The organism is Albidovulum sp., from assembly GCF_008933605.1.
Taxonomy (GTDB): domain Bacteria; phylum Pseudomonadota; class Alphaproteobacteria; order Rhodobacterales; family Rhodobacteraceae; genus Albidovulum.
Window position 1 is genome coordinate 39,971 of the sequence record NZ_WBUS01000001.1, and the last position, 14,024, is coordinate 53,994.

General features: G+C 66.4%; 15 protein-coding genes. 3 read left to right on the forward strand and 12 right to left on the reverse strand.

All coding sequences use genetic code 11. From position 1 onward, the window contains the following. Positions 1 to 4 precede the first annotated feature (4 nt). From galU to cysQ, 3 genes are all read right to left on the reverse strand, one after another. The gene (gene galU / locus F9K34_RS00205; RefSeq protein WP_291334486.1) at positions 5 to 898 is read right to left on the reverse strand and encodes a UTP--glucose-1-phosphate uridylyltransferase GalU; all 894 of its coding nucleotides are present in this window, start codon (positions 896 to 898) and stop codon (positions 5 to 7) included. A gap of 271 nt (positions 899 to 1,169) precedes the next feature. Next, positions 1,170 to 1,970, reverse strand: a complete 801-nt coding sequence (locus tag F9K34_RS00210) for a 3-deoxy-manno-octulosonate cytidylyltransferase (RefSeq protein ID WP_291334445.1) — start codon at positions 1,968 to 1,970, stop codon at positions 1,170 to 1,172. Continuing rightward, on the reverse strand, positions 1,970 to 2,764 hold the full coding sequence (gene cysQ, locus F9K34_RS00215; RefSeq protein WP_291334446.1) for a 3'(2'),5'-bisphosphate nucleotidase CysQ: 795 nt from the start codon (positions 2,762 to 2,764) through the stop codon (positions 1,970 to 1,972). Before cysQ ends, F9K34_RS00210 begins: the two co-directional genes overlap by 1 nt. Before the next feature lie 141 nt (positions 2,765 to 2,905). Between cysQ and F9K34_RS00220 the strand changes: the two genes are divergently transcribed. Then, positions 2,906 to 3,727, forward strand: coding sequence for an ABC transporter permease (locus F9K34_RS00220; RefSeq protein ID WP_291334447.1), 822 nt, complete (start codon positions 2,906 to 2,908; stop codon positions 3,725 to 3,727). On the opposite strand, the gene F9K34_RS00225 is transcribed toward F9K34_RS00220, so the two are convergent. After that, positions 3,724 to 4,374 (reverse strand): alpha-ketoglutarate-dependent dioxygenase AlkB family protein, encoded by a 651-nt coding sequence (locus F9K34_RS00225; RefSeq protein ID WP_291334448.1) that lies wholly within the window; start codon positions 4,372 to 4,374, stop codon positions 3,724 to 3,726. The two genes, F9K34_RS00220 and F9K34_RS00225, sit on opposite strands and share 4 nt — an antisense overlap. A gap of 164 nt (positions 4,375 to 4,538) precedes the next feature. On the opposite strand from F9K34_RS00225, the gene dnaK reads away from it, so the two are divergent. Then, a complete protein-coding gene (gene dnaK, locus F9K34_RS00230) occupies positions 4,539 to 6,452 on the forward strand; it encodes a molecular chaperone DnaK (protein WP_291334449.1) in 1,914 nt (637 codons plus the stop codon). Between the two features lie 72 nt (positions 6,453 to 6,524). Then, a complete protein-coding gene (gene dnaJ / locus F9K34_RS00235) occupies positions 6,525 to 7,682 on the forward strand; it encodes a molecular chaperone DnaJ (protein WP_291334450.1) in 1,158 nt (385 codons plus the stop codon). 192 nt (positions 7,683 to 7,874) lie between these two features. On the opposite strand, the gene F9K34_RS00240 is transcribed toward dnaJ, so the two are convergent. The 8 genes from F9K34_RS00240 to F9K34_RS00275 all read right to left on the reverse strand — a co-directional run bounded on the left by F9K34_RS00240 (position 7,875) and on the right by F9K34_RS00275 (position 14,022). Then, on the reverse strand, positions 7,875 to 8,663 hold the full coding sequence (locus F9K34_RS00240) for a cytochrome c1 (protein WP_291334451.1): 789 nt from the start codon (positions 8,661 to 8,663) through the stop codon (positions 7,875 to 7,877). An 18-nt stretch (positions 8,664 to 8,681) separates the two neighbouring features. After that, positions 8,682 to 10,004 carry a cytochrome b gene (gene petB / locus F9K34_RS00245; RefSeq protein WP_291334452.1) on the reverse strand — a complete coding sequence of 441 codons (1,323 nt, stop codon included), beginning with the start codon at positions 10,002 to 10,004 and terminating at the stop codon, positions 8,682 to 8,684. An 11-nt stretch (positions 10,005 to 10,015) separates the two neighbouring features. After that, entirely contained in the window at positions 10,016 to 10,579 is a 564-nt protein-coding gene (petA, locus tag F9K34_RS00250) for a ubiquinol-cytochrome c reductase iron-sulfur subunit (protein WP_291334453.1), read from the reverse strand. 157 nt (positions 10,580 to 10,736) lie between these two features. Further along, entirely contained in the window at positions 10,737 to 11,375 is a 639-nt protein-coding gene (locus tag F9K34_RS00255; protein WP_291334454.1) for a LysE family translocator, read from the reverse strand. Between the two features lies 1 nt (position 11,376). Next, positions 11,377 to 11,985, reverse strand: coding sequence for a glutathione S-transferase (locus tag F9K34_RS00260; RefSeq protein ID WP_291334455.1), 609 nt, complete (start codon positions 11,983 to 11,985; stop codon positions 11,377 to 11,379). A 6-nt stretch (positions 11,986 to 11,991) separates the two neighbouring features. Further along, positions 11,992 to 12,270 (reverse strand): hypothetical protein, encoded by a 279-nt coding sequence (locus tag F9K34_RS00265; protein WP_291334456.1) that lies wholly within the window; start codon positions 12,268 to 12,270, stop codon positions 11,992 to 11,994. A gap of 96 nt (positions 12,271 to 12,366) precedes the next feature. Then, positions 12,367 to 13,152, reverse strand: coding sequence for a methyltransferase domain-containing protein (locus F9K34_RS00270; RefSeq protein WP_291334457.1), 786 nt, complete (start codon positions 13,150 to 13,152; stop codon positions 12,367 to 12,369). 3 nt (positions 13,153 to 13,155) lie between these two features. Beyond that, on the reverse strand, positions 13,156 to 14,022 hold the full coding sequence (locus F9K34_RS00275; RefSeq protein WP_291334458.1) for a dimethylsulfonioproprionate lyase family protein: 867 nt from the start codon (positions 14,020 to 14,022) through the stop codon (positions 13,156 to 13,158). Between the last annotated feature and the right edge of the window lie 2 nt (positions 14,023 to 14,024).

Here is a 14,024-nt window from a genome sequence, read left to right on the forward strand (position 1 = left end):
TGCGCTATTCGGCTGCTTTGCGGACCGAAACCATCTCGTGCAGGAAGGCCGCAAACTCATCGTGAAGATCGTCGCGGGCGAGCCCGAAGGCGACGGTCGCCTGAAGGAAGCCGGCCTTCGATCCGCAGTCGAACCGCTGGCCACGGAAGCGGAAGCCATAGACGTTGTTGGCTGCGGCGATCTCGGCCGCGATGGCGTCGGTCAGCTGGATCTCGCCCGCGGCACCGGACTTCTTCCTGTTGAGGTTGTCCATGATCTTCGGCGTCAGGATGTAGCGCCCGATCACGGCGAGATTCGACGGCGCCTCGTGGGGCTTGGGCTTTTCGATCATGCCGCTGACGGCAACCAGCGCACCCATGTCTTCGCGGATGTCGAGGACACCGTAGGACGAAGCCTTTTCGGCCGGCACTTCCATGGCTGCCACCATGTTGCCGCCCGTCTCGGCGTAGGCCTCCATCATCTGCTGCAGGCAGGGCTTTTCTGCGGCGATCACGTCGTCGGGCAGGATCACGGCGAAGGGCTCGTCCGCGATGAGCCGGCGCGCGCACCAGACGGCGTGGCCGAGGCCGAGCGCCTTCTGCTGGCGGATATAGGCGATCGCGCCCGATTCCATGTTGGTCATCTTGAGGAGCTCGAGGAGGTCCTTCTTGCCCTTGCGGCGAAGCTCGGCTTCCACCACGGGGGCGGCGTCGAAATAGTCCTCCAGCGCAGACTTGCCGCGCGAGGTCACGAAGATGAATTCCTTAATGCCGGCCGCACGGGCCTCGTCGATCGCGTACTGGATGAGCGGACGGTCGACGAGCGTCATGATCTCTTTCGGGATCGACTTTGTTGCAGGCAGAAAGCGCGTCCCCAGTCCTGCCACCGGGAAAATGGCCTTCGTCACCTTGCGCTTCATGATCTCACCATCCGTTTCGGTCGTCATGCGACCGTGTAACCCGACCTGATGCCACATCCTAGGTGGCGGCCCTCGCCTAGCACAAACATAAGACGAATTAATGTTTGAACAGGGGGGAAAACGCCGAAATTTGAATCGCTTCGGCAACGGTATGCCTAACTCGCACCACATTGTAGTCTGGATTACCGGAACAGACCGTAATCTGAGCGCGAATCTCCCTAAAGTCGCCGCCGAGGCGAAAGCGGGACAGAGAGCGCCGGCGGGTTTCCCGTCAGTTCATTCCCATCGCGGCGAGCATGGCCTCGATTCGCGGCACGTCCTCCGGGTTGTTCAACTCCCAGAACTGCCGGCCGCGGGCGGCGACCTCGACGCAGAGAACCGGGCGGCCCTGTTCGAGGAACCGGAGCTGTTCGAGCCCCTCGAGCGTCTCGAGCGGCCCAATGTCCCAGCCCGGATAGGCGGCAAGCGCCGCAGGGCGGTAGGCGTAGACCCCGACATGGTGGAACACGGGGGTGTCCGCGTCATCGGCATAGCTCATACCGGTGTAGGGGATGACCTCCTTGGAGAAGTAGAGCGCGTGCCGGCCGGCACCGAAGACGGCGGTCGTGCCGCCAACACGGCCGGCGCGGCGGTCCGCAAGCAGCCCGTTCAGCGCATGCCCGTCACAGCGCAGGACCGGCGTCGCGATCTCGGCCTGCGGGTCGGCACGAAGGGCGGCGACAAGCTCCTCCACGAACCAGTGCGGGGTCAAGGGCGCATCGCCCTGCAGGTTCACGACGATCTCGTAGTGGCCGCCGACCGCCACGTGCGCCTCTGCGCAGCGCTCGGTTCCGTTACGGCAGGTGGTCGACGTCATGACGACCTCCGCCCCGAAGCCTTCGGCCTCGGTCCTGATACGGTCGTCGTCCGTCGCGACGACAACGCGGTCCACGCCAGTCACGGCCGTTGCGGCCTCCCAGCTTCGCCGGATCAGGCTGCGCGCCTGCCCATCCGCGCCGCGAAGCGCGACGAGCGGTTTTCCCGGGTAGCGGGTAGAGGCATAGCGGGCGGGAACGACGACAAGAACAGACACTATTTCACCAGAAGTACGCCCGGAGCATAGGCGATGAAGAAGGGGTTTTCAAACCCAGCCTTGCCGTAGGTGAGGGTGACATGGTCGTCAAACCGCACCACTTCGCCGCCTGCTCCGCGCAGGACCGCGTCACCGGCGGCAGTGTCCCATTCCATCGTCCGGCCGAGACGCGGATAGAGGTCGGCCTCGCCCGTGGCCACGAGACAGAACTTCAGGCTCGATCCCGCGCTCGTCATGTCGCGCACGGCGTAGCGTGCGATGTAGTCGTCCGTTGCCTGGTCGCGGTGCGATTTCGACGCGACGACCATCAGCGCGCGGTTGTCGGGCACCGAGACGCCGACCGGACGCTGCACGCCCGGGGCGTCCTTGTCGAAGGGCCCGTCCTCCTCCACAGAGCGGCCGTCGGGGAGCGTATAGAAGAGCCGTCCCTTGGCGGGGGCAAACACGACGCCGCGCAGCGGAACGCCGTCCTCGACATAGGCGATATTGACGGTGAAGTCTCCGCGCCGCTGGACGAATTCCTTGGTGCCATCGAGGGGATCCACGATCAGGAAGGTGGTGACCGCTTGCGCGTGCGTGGCCGCCTGTTCCTCGGTCACGAGCGGGATCTGCGGAAACGCTTCGGCGAGGCCCTCCGAGATCAACGCATCCGCCGCCTCGTCAGCTTCGGTGACCGGGCTCGCGTCCGACTTCGCGCGCACCTCGAAATCGGGCGCGTCGTAGATCTGCATGATCCTCTCGCCGGCGTCGAGGGCGAGACGGCGCATCACGTGGGTCAGATGGTCGAAGTCCAAGTCAGGCTCCTCCTCGCGCGGGCGCCGCTGGCGGCGTTGATCGGCGGAACGCATCTCCTTATGATCGCGGGGTAAAGGAACGGCAAGGTTTGCCTGCGAAAAATCGGGCGGCGCGAGCGGGATCGGCGGACGGCACGGGCGATGTTCAGAGTCGAGACACGGAAATCCGGGCTGAACTCGGCGCTTGCGATCCTTGACCTCATCTTCCATTCGACAGTCCGCGCGATCCGCCGGGGACATCGTCACGCATTGCTTGGGCTTCTCAGCAACGTCCTCCAGACGCTCATCTTCATCGGAGTCTTCTACGCGATGATGACGCTCTTGGGGATGCGGTCGGCGGCGATCCGCGGCGATTTCGTCCTCTATCTGATGTCCGGCATCTTCCTCTTCATGACCAACGTGAAGGCGATGGGCGCGGTCGCCGGGTCCGAGGGCCCGACCTCGGCGATGATGCTCCACGCTCCGATGAACACCGCCATTGCGATGAGTTCGGCGGCGCTCGCGGCGCTTTACATCCAGGTACTGTCGATCATCGTCGTGCTTGGCGGCTACCACATCGCGGTGACGCCGGTGCACATCCACGATCCGGTGGGCGCCATGGGGATGGTGCTTCTGGCCTGGGCCAACGGATTTGCCACCGGGATGGTCGTTCTGGCCGTGAAGCCCTGGTGGCCGGCAGGTGCCGGTGTTGCCCAGACCGTCTACAGCCGCGCCAACATGATCGCGTCCGGAAAGATGTTCGTGGCCAACACGCTCAGCTACACGATGTTGAAGGTCTTCGACTGGAACCCCTTGTTCCATATCATCGACCAGGCGCGCGGCTTCGCGTTCATCAATTACAACCCGCACAATTCATCGATGATGTACCCGGTCTACGTGACGCTCGTCCTCTTTGCGATCGGGCTCATCGGCGAATACCACACCCGCAAGCATGCCTCGGTGAGCTGGGGGGCAGGGCGCTAGTCGACGACCCGGAGGGTGAGGTTGATCCGCCCGCCCTTGGGCAGGAGCGTCGAGGTGCCGGCGCCGACCCTGTCGACCCCGTGGTATGCGAGCCGCGCGGCACCGCCGAGAACCAGCACGTCGCCTGACCGCAGCCAGACGGTTTCGGTCGGCGCGCTTCGCTCGGTCCCGCCGATACGGAAGCGTGCGTCGTCGCCGAGGCTGATGGAGAGGACCGGCCAGCGGAAGTCGGCCTCGTCCCGGTCCTGGTGCAGGCCCATCCTCGCACCATCGCGGTAGAAGTTCACGAGGCAGCAGTCCGGCATTCGCTCGGCGTCCACGATCGCACGCCAGATCGCCAGGACCCGGTCCGGGATTGGCGGCCATGACGTGCCGGAGGGGTGGCGATCGACGTAGCGGTAGCCCCTGCGGTCCGAATACCAGCCATACCTGCCCGCCGAGGTCATCCGGACGGACATGGGCTTGCCCCAGGGGGTGAGCGGCGAGAAGAGCGGGGCCGCCTCCACGACCTCGCGGATGTCGGCGACGATCGCGGCCTGCGCATCCGGGCCGAGCCAGCCGGCATGGAGCGACGCCCCCCGCACCTCGGCCGTGGGCCGGGGTGCAACGGCCCCGGTGGCCTGCGTCCAATCCTTCGGATTTTCCATGGGTTTGCCCCGACTTTTGCCCGCTCCCGACGCTTGCAGCGTCCCTGACCCCTCCTTATATACCCGACGAACCGGCCGGACGACCCGGCCAGTGTCAAGGGATCGGGGCCAGGGGCCGCAATCGGACCTGACCCCAGCACATCGCCGAAGGAAAGGTTACACATATGGCCAAAGTCATCGGGATCGACCTCGGGACCACGAACTCCTGCGTCGCCATCATGGATGGGGCGCAACCGCGCGTGATCGAGAACTCGGAAGGCGCGCGTACCACGCCCTCCGTCGTCGGCTTCACCGACAGCGAACGCCTCGTCGGCCAGCCGGCTAAGCGCCAGGCGGTCACCAACCCGACGAACACCATCTTTGCCGTGAAGCGCCTGATCGGCCGCCGCATGGGCGACGCCGAGGTCGAAAAGGACAAGAAACTCGTCCCCTACGCCATCGTCAACGGTGGCAACGGCGACGCCTGGGTCGAGGTGAAGGGCGAGAAGTATTCGCCCGCGCAGATCTCCGCCGTGATCCTTCAGAAGATGAAGGAAACCGCCGAGTCCTACCTTGGCGAGAAGGTGACGCAGGCCGTCATCACAGTGCCTGCCTATTTCAACGACGCACAGCGTCAGGCGACGAAGGACGCAGGCAAGATCGCCGGGCTCGACGTGCTGCGGATCATCAACGAACCGACGGCTGCGGCGCTTGCCTACGGCCTCGACAAGAAGGATTCCAAGACTATCGCCGTCTATGACCTTGGCGGCGGCACCTTCGACATCACGATCCTGGAGATCGACGATGGCCTCTTCGAGGTGAAGTCGACGAACGGCGACACCTTCCTCGGCGGCGAGGACTTCGACATGCGCATCGTGAACTACCTCGCCGAGGAGTTCAAAAAGGAGCATGGCGTCGACCTGACCGGCGACAAGATGGCGCTCCAGCGCCTGAAGGAAGCGGCGGAGAAGGCGAAGATCGAGTTGTCGTCCAGCCAGCAGACCGAGATCAACCAGCCGTTCATCTCGATGGACAAGAACACCGGCACGCCGCTGCACCTGGTGATGAAACTCACCCGGGCGAAGCTGGAAAGCCTGGTCGGCGACCTCATCAAGAAGTCGATGAAACCCTGCGCCGACGCGCTGAAGGATGCGGGCCTCTCGAAGGGCGACATCGACGAGGTCGTGCTCGTCGGCGGCATGACGCGGATGCCGAAGGTGATCGAGGAAGTGACGAACTTCTTCGGCAAGGAGCCGCACAAGGGCGTGAACCCGGACGAGGTCGTGGCGCTCGGCGCGGCGATCCAGGCCGGCGTGCTGCAGGGCGACGTGAAGGATGTGGTCCTTCTCGACGTGACGCCCTTGTCGCTCGGCATCGAGACGCTGGGCGGGGTCTTCACCCGGCTCATCGACCGCAACACCACGATCCCGACGAAGAAGAGCCAGATCTTCTCGACCGCCGAGGACAACCAGAACGCCGTGACGATCCGGGTCTTCCAGGGCGAGCGCGAGATGGCTGCGGACAACAAGCTTCTCGGCCAGTTCAACCTGGAAGAGATCCCGCCCGCACCACGCGGCATGCCGCAGATCGAGGTGACCTTCGACATCGACGCCAACGGCATCGTCAGCGTCCATGCCAAGGACAAGGGCACCGGCCGGGCGCAGCAGATCACGATCCAGGCTTCGGGTGGCCTGTCGGACGAGGACATCGAGAAGATGATCCGCGATGCCGAGGCCAATGCCGAAAGCGACAAGAAGCGCAAGGAACTCGTGGAGGCGCGGAACCAGGCGGAAAGCCTCATCCATTCCACGAGGAAGGCGATCGAGGAGCATGGCGACAAGGTCGACGGATCGACGGTCGAGGCCATCGAACTGGCCGTCGGCGCGCTGGAAGAGGCCCTGAAGTCCGAGGATGCCGGCAAGATCAAGGGCGGTATCCAGAACCTCACCGATGCGTCGATGAAGCTGGGCGAGGCGATCTACAAGGCCGAACAGGCGAAGTCGAGCGCGCCCGACGAGGATGAAGGCCCGCGCGGCGTCGATGACGACATCGTGGATGCAGACTTCGAGGACCTCGGCGAGGACAAGAAGCGCAAGTAACGCGACCGGAACCAAGGGGCCGGCCTGACCTTGGGTCGGGCCGGCCCGCGCGTTCCCCCCAAGGGGCAGCAGATGGCGAAACGCGACTTTTATGAGGTTCTGGGCGTCTCCCGCGGGGCTTCCGCCGACGAGATCAAGAAGGCCTATCGCGGCAAGGCCAAGGAACTCCACCCCGACCGCAACAAGGACAATCCCGAGGCCGAGGCCCAGTTCAAGGAAGTGAACGAGGCCTATGAATGCCTGAAGGACGAGCAGAAGAAGGCGGCCTACGATCGCTTCGGCCACGCGGCCTTCGAGGGCGGCATGGGCGGTGGGCCGCGTGGCGGCGCCCGGGGTGGCTACGGCCAGGGCGATTTCGCGAGCGCGTTCTCGGACGTGTTCGAGGACCTTTTCGGAGATTTCATGGGCGGCCGCCCCGGTGGGGGTGGCGGGCGGTCGCGCGCGCAGCGTGGATCGGACCTGCGCTACAACCTTCGCGTGACGCTGGAAGAGGCCTACAAGGGCGTCCAGAAGTCGATCAACGTGCCAACATCGGTCGCCTGCACGGCCTGCAACGGCACGGGCGCGGAAGGCGGCGCGGAACCGCAGACCTGTCCGACCTGTTCCGGCATGGGAAAGGTCAGGGCCAGCCAGGGCTTCTTCACGGTGGAACGCACCTGCCCGACCTGCGGCGGCGCCGGCCAGACGATCAAGAATCCCTGCAAGTCCTGCCACGGTGCCGGCCGGCTGGAGAAGGAGCGCCAACTCGCCGTGAACATCCCGGCGGGCGTGGAGACCGGCACCCGCATCCGGCTTGCCGGCGAGGGTGAGGCGGGGCTGCGTGGCGGGCCGGCGGGCGATCTCTACATCTTCATCGAGGTCCGCGAGCATGCGCTCTTCCAGCGCGACGGGGTGCACCTGTTCTGCCGCGTGCCTGTCGCGATGACGGTGGCCGCAATGGGCGGCGAGGTGGAGGTGCCGACGATTGACGGCGGCCGCAGCCGTGTGAAGGTGCCGGCGGGCACCCAGACCGGCAAGCAGATGCGGCTCAGGGGCAAGGGGATGCCCGCGCTCAGGGGCGGCGGGATCGGCGACATGCTGATCGAGGTCGCGGTGGAGACGCCGGTGAACCTGACGTCCAAGCAGCGGGAACTCCTCAAGGAGTTCGAGCGGCTGAGCGAGGACAACAACCCCGAAGGCTCCACCTTCTTCTCCAAGGTCCGCAACTTCTGGGACGGCATGAAGGGCTGAGGGACGATCAGGCCGGCATGCCCGATCCGTCGCTCCGGTGGATCGATGGAGGTCCCGAACGCCCGAAGCGCAAGCGGCCTTGCGGGCCGGGGACGGTTGCGCCCGTCGGCGGCATCCTGCGCGACAACGGTCTGCGAAAGAAAACGCGCCCCTGTGGGGCGCGTCCTGCAGTCTCGGCCGAGACCCTCGGTGTCAGGCGGTTTCCTTGCCCTTGATCGGCGCCCAGAGCCGCTTGTTGGTGAGGTAGAGAAGCACCGTCAGCAGACCGAGGAACAGCACCGCGACGAAGCCCGCGCGCTTGCGGTCCATCATCTTCGGTTCCGCCGCCCACATGAGGAAGGCGCTGACATCCTCGGCCATCTGGTCCACCGTCGCCGGCGTGCCGTCCGCGTAGGTCACGAGATCGTCGCTGAGCGGCGGGGGCATGGAGATCCAGCCGGTCGAGAAGGCGTGGTTCTCGTAGAAGGTCGCGCCCGCCTCGTCCTTGGTTTCCTCGGTGTAGCCGGTCAAGATTGCATGGATGTATTCCGGCCCGCCGATGCCGCGGAAGAACTGGTTGATGCCAAGCCCGTAGGGCCCGTGGAATCCCGCCCTAGCCTTCGCCATCAGCGAGAGGTCCGGAGCGCCGGCATCGACGTTGTGCGGGAAGTTGTCGGTTTCCTTGCCTTCGCGGTCCTCGCCCGTCTCCTTGTCAGTGATGGTGAACTGCTTGGCATAGGCGCGGACCTGGTCTTCCGGCAGGTTCGGCCCGCCTTCGTCGGCGAGCGTCCGGATCGGGACATAGCGCAGCCCGTGGCAGGCCATGCAGACCTCGGTGTAGACCTGCAGGCCCCGCTGGAGCTGATGCTCGTCATAGGTGCCGAACGGCCCCTCGAACGAGAAGGCGATGTCCTCGATATGGGGCGCCTCCGTTCCCGCGGCGAAGGCCGTACCCGTCAGCGCGAGGACGGAAGCGGCCGTGATTGCGATTCTCTTCAGCATCTCGATCGGTCCTTTCCGTTACTCGGCCGGATGGGTCTTGGCGCCGTAGTGGGCGTTGAAGTCGTCCTCGATCGTCGCGGGCGGCGTCGTCGGCTTCTCGATGACGCCAAGGATCGGCAGGATCACCAGGAAGTAGGCGAACCAGTAGGCTGCACCGATCAGCGAGATGATCGAGTAGGGCGGCTCGGCCGGCATGGCGCCGCACCACATCAGGACAACGAAGTCGATGATGAGGAGGTAGAACCACCAGCGGAACATCGGCCGGTACTTGCCCGAACGGACGTTCGACGTGTCGAGCCAGGGCACCAGCGCCATGACGATGATCGCGCCGAACATCGCGATGACGCCGAAGAACTTGGCGTCCACGATGCCGAAGGTGACCCAGTTCGCCAGCATGACGATCCAGACGTCGGAGGTGAAGGCGCGCAGGATCGCGTAGAAGGGCAGGAAGTACCATTCCGGCACAATATGCGCGGGCGTCACCAGGGGGTTCGCCTCGGTATAGTTGTCGGGGTGGCCGAGGTAGTTCGGCATGAAGCCCACGATCGCGAAGAAGACGACGAGAACGACGCCGAGCGCGAAGAGGTCCTTGATCACGAAGTAGGGCCAGAACGGCAGGGTGTCGCGCTCCGCCTCGGTCTTCGAGCCGCGGCGCACTTCAACACCCGTCGGGTTATTGTTGCCGGTGGTGTGGAAGGCCCAGATGTGCACAGCCACCAGCGCGGCGATCACGAAGGGCAGGAGGTAGTGCAGCGAGAAGAAGCGGTTCAGCGTGGGGTTGTCCACCGCCGGCCCGCCCAGCAGCCAGGTCTGGATCGGCTCGCCGATGCCGGGGATCGCGCCGAAGAGGCCGGTGATCACGGTGGCGCCCCAAAACGACATCTGGCCCCAGGGCAGGACATAGCCCATGAAGGCCGTGCCCATCATCGCCACGAAGATCACGATGCCGATGAGCCAGGTCACCTCGCGCGGGGACTTGTAGGAGCCGTAGAAGAGGCCGCGGAACATGTGGATGTAGACGGCAAGGAAGAAGAGCGACGCTCCGTTCGCGTGGAGGTAGCGCAGAAGGTGGCCGCCGTTCACGTCACGCATGATGTGCTCGACCGAGGCGAAGGCCATGTCGACATGCGGCGTATAGTGCATCGCCAGAACGATGCCCGTTGCGAGCTGAAGCACGAGGCAGAAGGCGAGGACGATACCCCAGATCCACCACCAGTTGAGGTTCTTCGGCGTCGGGATCATCAGCGTGTCATAGGCGAGCGAGACGATCGGCAGGCGGCGGTGAAGCCACTGTTCGAAGCCCGACTTCGGCTCGTAATGGTCGTGCGGAATACCAGCCATGGTCAGTCCCCTCAGCCCAGCTTGATCGTGGTTTCGTCGGTGAAGGCCGCCACCGGAATGTCGAGGTTCCGCGGTGCGGGACCTTTGCGGATACGGCCGGAAGTATCGTAGTGGGACCCGTGGCAGGGGCAGAACCAGCCGCCGAAGTCGCCTGCGCCGTCGCCGAGGGGCACGCAGCCGAGATGGGTGCAGACGCCCATCATCACCAGCCATTCCCCGGCCTCGTCGAGCGTGCGGTTCGTGTCCGAGGCGTCGGCGTCCGCGGCGATGTTGGCGTTCTCGGCCAGGGGGTCGACCAACTCGGAGATCTGCACGGCGCGCGCGGCGTCGATCTCCTCCTGGCTGCGGCGGCGGATGAACACCGGCTTGCCGCGCCATTTCACGGTGAGCTGCGTTCCCACCTCGACGCCCGAGACATCGACGAAGATCGACGACAGCGCCTGAACGTCGGCCGAGGGGTTCATTTGGTCGACCAGAGTCCAGACGGCGGCCCCGGTGGCAACGGTGCCGGCCCCGGCCGTCGCGTAGTAGAGGAAATCCCTCCGGCTGCCTGCGTGATCTTCTGCGTGGGACACGTACCTTTCTCCCTTTCTCTGGCCGAAGGACGGCCTGCGAAAACGGGGCCGCGGTCGCCCGCAGCCTTCAGACGCGGTTATTAGCCGCCAATGGCGGGGTCGTCCAGCGGGCAAACGGGCGCATCGGGGCTTGGCCGGGTACTGTGTCGTCGCCGCGTCAGGCGGCGAGGCCGCCTGCGAGCTTTGCCGCGAAGGCGATGAAGAAGAGGCCCACCGCCGCCGAGATCGCGGGGGCGAGGCGTGCCCAGAGGCGGGCGGCAGGGGCGGTCGAAAAGGCGAGCGCGTAGACCGCGTGGATCGAGAAGGCGAGCGTGGCCGCGCCGAGGCCGAGAAGGGCGATGTCGCCGGCGCGGGCTTCTGCCACCGGGAACAGCGACAGGATCACGACCCAGGTCGTCAGTGCCTTGGGGTTCGTCGCGTTGACCGCGAGCGAGCGGAGGAAGGACGCCCGCGCGGCTAGTCCCGCACGCGCGTTCACGCGATCCGCTCCATGGCGCCAGCCGGCCCAGGCCGTGCGCAGGTACCGGCTCGCGAACCACAGGAGGAGGCCGATGGCGAGGACCGTCAGCGCGGTCCGCGCGACGGGGAGGGTCTGAAACAGAGCAGCCAGGCCCAGCGTCATCGCAAGGCACCACATCCCGATGCCCAGCGCCACGCCGGCCGCGGAGGCAAGTCCGGCGCGGCGGCCCGACCCCATGGCCGAAGCGATCGTGTTGAGCACGTTCGGCCCCGGTGAGGCGATGTTCATGGCGAGGAACGCCCAGACGGTGAGGAAGGGCGCGAGCGTCAGCGTCATTTCATCCCTGCGGCACGGTCGCCGCCATGCTCTCGCGTGCGGCAATCCGCTCGTGCCAGGCGGCGAGGCGGGGACGGCCCTGGCGCCAGTCGCGCGCGGCGTGGCGGAAGTCGAGATAGGAAAGCGCGCAGCCGAGTGCGATCTGGCCCATGTCGAGTGGTCCGGAGAGGTGGTCCTGCCACCGTGTCTCCAGCAGGTCGAGTGCACGGGCAATCTTGGCCCACTGGCCTTCCACCCAAGGGGCGAAGCGGATCTCCGCGGGTCTGAGGCGCCCCTCGTAGACCATCAGGAGGGCCGCTTCGAGGATGCCGTCCGCCGTCGCCTCCAGCGTCAGGGTGCGCCAGAGGCGGGGCGCTTCCGGATAGAGACCCGCCCGGGCGCGGTCGTCGAGGTAGCGGCAGATGACCCGGCTGTCGTAAAGCGCACTGCCATCGTCAAGCACCAGCGCCGGGATCTTTCCCAGCGGGTTCACCTCGAGCGGCTGGGTGCCTGGGTCGAGCGGCGTACCGGAGGCGGGGACCACCTCCACCTCGCCGACCTGCCCGGTCTCGAGGAGCAGGACCATCACCTTGCGCCCGTAGGGCGTCGTCGGGGAGTGATAGAGCCGCATCGGCCGTCAAACCTTGCGGATGCGCAGGCGGCCGAGGGCGGCGACGTCGATCTCGATTGCGGTCTCGCCGAAGCGGAACACCCGGCGGAACCGGGCGGCCGTGCTGGTCTGGCCGCGATCTGGCGGACGATGAACGGCGAGTCCCTCGTCCACGTCATCGAGCGCATCCTCGGCCCGCTGGTCGATGCGGCCGGGGCGCAGGGCGCGTTTCACCCCGTAGGCCACGAGAGCGACCGCGCCGTAGCGGATGGCGACGCCGGCAAGCGGGGCGAGGGGAAGCGGCATGGAACCCTCCAGTGCGAAGACGCGACGGATGCTAGGCGCGGGGCGGAAGCCTGTCCATTCAAGTTTCGTCATGGCGCGCGGACCGCCCACACCGGCTCAGTCGGGCTTCCGGCCCTTGAGATGCGTCGGGCAGTGTTCACCCGAATCGAGCACCGGGATCATCCGGCTCCAGATGCCGATATTCTCCTCCACGAAGGCCTGGCCGACGATCTTCGCCGCCGCCGCGCCGACCGGGCCCTTCAGCCGATCGAGTTCGGTGCGGGCCTGCTGCCGGTACCAGGCGTTGCGGCTGACGACCTCGATCTCCTCGAACCCCGCCAGCTTCATCGCCGCGCGGTAGCGGCCGGGGGAAGCCATGCCGAAGTCGAGCCCCTCGGCCGCGATATAGGCGGCCATCTCAGGCGAGGGCGGGCCGTCCACGCCGATGAGCCAGTCGGAGGCGACGAAGCGGCCGCCCGGTTTCAGGACGCGGAAGACCTCGGCCATCAGGGCGGCCTTGTCCGGGATGTGGACGATGGAGTCCTTTGAAAAGACGATGTCGAAGCTCGCGGGCGGGAACGGCAGCGGACCCGGCGCGACCTTGAGGCAGCCGATCCGTTGCCCGAGCCCCTCGCGCGCGATCAGCGCCCGGGCGTGGGAGAGCACGGTATCTTCCACGTCGATGCCGCAGACGTAGCCGGCACCGTGGTTCTTCACGAGCGCAAGGTCGATCCCGCCCGCGCCGCAGCCGATGTCCAGCACGGACTTGCCCGCGAAGTCGGTGCCGGCGACGAGACGGGCGACTTCTTCCGGCCCTCCGGGCGAAAGGAAGCCTTCGCCCCAGATCGCCTCCAGCATCCCGATCATCTGCTTATGGTAGTGCTCGCCGGCGACTGGTTCCATCGTTCAACCTTCGATCCGCAAGGCTTCGAGTTTCGCCCAGTCACCGGCCGGGATCACATGAGCGGGCTGTCTGGTATCCCTCGTCCAGCCGAAGACGCAGAGGAAGGGGGTGGGACCCACCTTTGTCAGATGCGGCGCTTCGGGAAGGTTCCATACCGGCTCGTGCGGCCCCTTCACGATCAGCGGGGAGCCGGGGCCGAAACGCCAGCCGTGCGGGCCGGTCAGCGGGGCGTAGAGTTCCGGCGCCGGGTGGGCATGGTCGCGGTAGAGCACATGCGGCGCAATGAGGAAGAGGCCAAGGTCGAAGTCCTCGGCCGGGATAGCCGCGCCCTCGCCGACGAGCGAGGCGAAGGCATGCCCTTGCCGGAAGGATGGCCCGATCTGCTCGGGCGGGTAGGAGTCGTATGTGACCCAAGGGAGATACGGCGCGCCGGCACGGATCGCGGCCGCCAGTGCCGGGTGGGTCTGCGCGAGGGCGGCCAGTGCCGGGGGAAGGTGTTCGCCGACGACCACATTTGCCGCCGACGCTGGGGTGACAGGCCCGTCACGCCAACGCGCAATCAGGCTCCGCACCTCGGCCACGCCGGGGCCGGGCAGGGTGGCGAGGTAACGGTCGATTTCCTCGACGAGAAGCCGGATCGCGAGATCCGGGGTGTCGGGCGGCGGCAGGTCCAGGGTGAGACCCCTTGCGGCGAGGAGACCGGCCGGATCCTCCCAGTCCTGCGGCGAGCAGGTGCGGTAGACCTCCAGCACTTCGGGCGCGATCAGTCCCTTGCGGTGGAAATGCATCGCGGCCGCGTAGCGCAGCCGCCCGGAGCCCGGCTGGCCGAGGGCCGCATGAAGGTCTGCCCTCGCGCGGAGATCGTCCACCC

Bases quoted from the DNA above. Each gene is read 5' to 3' on its own strand.
- galU (WP_291334486.1), bottom strand. From the start codon at position 898: ATGAAGCGCAAGGTGACGAAGGCCATTTTCCCGGTGGCAGGACTGGGG.
- F9K34_RS00220 (WP_291334447.1), top strand. From the start codon at position 2,906: ATGTTCAGAGTCGAGACACGGAAATCCGGGCTGAACTCGGCGCTTGCG.
- F9K34_RS00225 (WP_291334448.1), bottom strand. From the start codon at position 4,374: ATGGAAAATCCGAAGGATTGGACGCAGGCCACCGGGGCCGTTGCACCC.
- dnaK (WP_291334449.1), top strand. From the start codon at position 4,539: ATGGCCAAAGTCATCGGGATCGACCTCGGGACCACGAACTCCTGCGTC.
- dnaJ (WP_291334450.1), top strand. From the start codon at position 6,525: ATGGCGAAACGCGACTTTTATGAGGTTCTGGGCGTCTCCCGCGGGGCT.
- F9K34_RS00240 (WP_291334451.1), bottom strand. From the start codon at position 8,663: ATGCTGAAGAGAATCGCAATCACGGCCGCTTCCGTCCTCGCGCTGACG.
- petB (WP_291334452.1), bottom strand. From the start codon at position 10,004: ATGGCTGGTATTCCGCACGACCATTACGAGCCGAAGTCGGGCTTCGAA.
- F9K34_RS00255 (WP_291334454.1), bottom strand. From the start codon at position 11,375: ATGACGCTGACGCTCGCGCCCTTCCTCACCGTCTGGGCGTTCCTCGCC.
- F9K34_RS00260 (WP_291334455.1), bottom strand. From the start codon at position 11,985: ATGCGGCTCTATCACTCCCCGACGACGCCCTACGGGCGCAAGGTGATG.
- F9K34_RS00265 (WP_291334456.1), bottom strand. From the start codon at position 12,270: ATGCCGCTTCCCCTCGCCCCGCTTGCCGGCGTCGCCATCCGCTACGGC.
- F9K34_RS00270 (WP_291334457.1), bottom strand. From the start codon at position 13,152: ATGGAACCAGTCGCCGGCGAGCACTACCATAAGCAGATGATCGGGATG.